Source organism: Vibrio caribbeanicus ATCC BAA-2122, assembly GCF_000165125.1.
Classification (GTDB): Bacteria; Pseudomonadota; Gammaproteobacteria; order Enterobacterales; family Vibrionaceae; genus Vibrio; species Vibrio caribbeanicus.
In genome coordinates this window covers 1-1164 of the sequence record NZ_AEIU01000015.1, presented here as the reverse complement: position 1 = coordinate 1164, position 1164 = coordinate 1, and the positions used below count along the sequence as shown (strand labels likewise).

Sequence of the window (1164 nt, the reverse complement as noted above, 5' to 3'; positions counted from 1 at the left end):
ACACTACTCGTGATGGGCTGGTTAAAGGCGGAGGCGCCTTTAAACATACCATACATAGGATAAAAAAACCATGGAGGTATCCCAGTTACCGATGGGTTGGTTAAAGGCTTTGGCACCTTCAAACATCCCCTTCATAGAATAGACTGTGGAGGTATCCCAGTCACCGATGGGTTGGTTAAAGGCGGAGGCTCCTTCAAACATCGACGACATATCTTCTACGCTGGAGGTATCCCAGTTACCGATGGGTTGGTTAAAGGCGGTGGCACCTGAAAACATCCACCTCGTATCTTTAACCTTGGAGGTATCCCAGTCACTAATATCGGCATCAAAGTGCTCCCTTCCACTAAAAAGGCCATCCATATCAGTCACATGAGAGGTGCAAAAGCGGATTTGACCTTGTTCCAGTTTATCGAGCTGGGCTTGGTCTTTAATGCTCTCATTGTCAGCAACCAGATAGGTGTGACCTTGATGGTTGAAGGTGGTGCCGATATCTTTGTCATTACAGGTAACAGAAATGCTTTCAATTGGGCCTTTTACATTGGAGGTATCCCACTGACTGATGTCTTGGTCAAAACTCGTGGCCTGTTTAAAGATGCCATGCATATCGCTTACTTTGGAGGTATTCCAACCACCGATGTCTTGGTTAAAGGCGGAGGCGCCTTCAAACATCGCCCTCATATTTTCAACTTTGGAGGTATCCCAAGTACCAATGGGTTGGTTAAAGCTGGTAGCGCCTTTAAACATGGCTGCCATTCCTTGATGAGGGTACCACCCATCAGGTTTGGAACCGACGTTGGAGGTATCCCAGTCACCGATGGGTTGGTTAAAGGCTTTGGCGTCTTCAAACATCCTGTTAATATATTTGACCTTGGAGGTATCCCAATCACCGATGGGTTGGTTAAAGGCTTTGGCACCGTTAAACATCCTCCTCATATTCTTTACATTGGAGGTATCCCAGTCACCGATGGGTTGGTTAAAGCTGGTGGCACCTGAAAACATCGCCTCCATATATTTAACCTTGGAGGTATCCCAGTTGCCGATGGGCTGGTTAAAGGCGGTGGCGTCTTTGAACATTACCTCCATATCTTCAACTTTGGAGGTATCCCAGTTACCGATGGGCTGGTTAAAACTGGTGGCACCTGAAAACATGTAATCCATAGAATA

1 protein-coding gene is annotated in these 1164 nt (G+C 46.6%); it reads right to left on the bottom strand.

All coding sequences use genetic code 11. The features are described 5' to 3' along the window. Nucleotides 1-39: 39 nt before the first annotated feature. A partial coding sequence (locus tag RH40_RS01890) for a BspA family leucine-rich repeat surface protein (protein WP_009599582.1) occupies nt 40-1164 on the bottom strand: 1125 nt, incomplete at its 5' end.